The organism is Methylobacterium sp. WL103 (assembly GCF_008039885.1).
GTDB lineage: Bacteria > Pseudomonadota > Alphaproteobacteria > Rhizobiales > Beijerinckiaceae > Methylobacterium > Methylobacterium cerastii.
In genome coordinates this window covers 1-1,542 of sequence record NZ_VRUX01000807.1, presented here as the reverse complement: position 1 = coordinate 1,542, position 1,542 = coordinate 1, and the positions used below count along the sequence as shown (strand labels likewise).

1 protein-coding gene is annotated in these 1,542 nt (G+C 73.9%); it reads left to right on the top strand.

The window, feature by feature from the left end; genetic code table 11:
- Positions 1–92 precede the first annotated feature (92 nt).
- Positions 93–1,542 (top strand): DEAD/DEAH box helicase (locus tag FV222_RS25645; protein WP_147815971.1); only part of this gene is annotated, 1,450 nt, incomplete at its 3' end.

The following is a 1,542-nucleotide window of genomic DNA, read 5'->3' as shown; positions in this document are numbered from 1 at the left end:
ATGGACGTCTACCTGCTGCAGGCGCCCTGATCCGGGGCGGGCGCGGCGAACGGGCCACGGACGCGTCCGCCTGCGTGCGTTAGAGTCAGCCCATGCTGACCTTGCGACCCTACCAGCGTGCCAGCCTCGATGCGCTTGCCGCCGCCTGGAGCGGGGCAGGGGGCCAGCCTCTGCGTGCCGGCCTGATCGTGCTGCCGACCGGCGCCGGCAAGGCGCTGGTGATCGCGGCGCTCGCGCGCGAGACGCTGCAGGCCGATCCCCTCGCCCGCATCGTCGTCGTCACCCACAGCCGGGAGCTGATCGCCCAGAACTTCGCCGAGCTCACCGGCTACTGGCCCGAGGCGCCGGCGGGAATCTTCTCCGCCGGCCTCGGGCGGCGGGAGGCGGCGGCGCAGGTCCTGGTCTGCGGCATCCAGTCGGTGGCCGACCGGCTCGATGCGATCGGCCCGCGCGACCTCGTCGTCGTCGACGAGGCCCATCTGATCCCGCGCTCGGCCGAGACCCGCTACGGGCGCTTCCTCGCCGGCCTGCGGGCGCTGCGGCCGGAGCTTCGCGTCGTCGGCTTTACCGCGACGCCCTACCGGCTCGACAGCGGGCGCCTCGACGAAGGCGCGGGCCGGATCTTCGAGGGCATCGTCTACGAGGTCGATGCCGGCGACCTGATCGGGCAGGGTTATCTCTGTCCGCTCCTGTCGAAGGCGACCCTGACCGCCCTCGACGTGGCCGGCGTGGGCAAGCGCGGCGGCGACTACATCCCGAGCCAGCTCGAGGCCGCGGTCAACCGCGAGTGGATCACCCGCGCCGCGGTCGAGGAGATGGTCGGCTACGGCCGCGAGCGCCGGGCCTGGCTCGCCTTCTGCGCCGGGCTCAGCCACGCGGACGCGGTGCGCGACGCGATCCGCGTGGAGGGCTATTCCTGCGAGGCGATCTCCGGCGAAACCCCGCGGCGCGAGCGCGACCGCATCGTCGCGGCCTTTCGCGCCGGGCGGATCCGCTGCCTGACCTCCGTCGGCGTGCTCGCCACCGGCTTCAACGTGCCGGAGGTGGATCTCATCGCCCTGCTCCGCCCGACGCAGAGCACCGGGCTCTACGTGCAGCAGGTCGGGCGTGCCCTGCGGAACGCGGCGGGCAAGCGCGACGCGCTGATCCTCGACTATGCCGGCCTGGTGCGGATGCACGGCCCGGTGGACGTGGTCACCGCGCGCACCGCCGCCGCGGTGAAGGGCAGGGAAGGGCTGGCGCGGGCCAAGCCCTGCCCCGGCTGCGGCGCGCTGATCGCGCTCAACGCCTCGACTTGCGAGCCCTGTTGGATCGAGCCGGAGGACGCGGAGGATGTCGCCCGGCACGAGGCCGCAGCCGACGGCGAGCTGCCGATCCTGTCGGAGCGCGCGGACGGCTGGCAGGCGGTCTCGGATTGGCGGGTCGAGCGCGGGGCGGACGGCCTCGATATCGTGCTGCGCTGCCCGGCCGGCGCCCACCGCATCCGGCTCGCGCTGGAGCGGACGGGATTCGCCCGTGACAAGGCGGTGCAGTGGTGGCGCG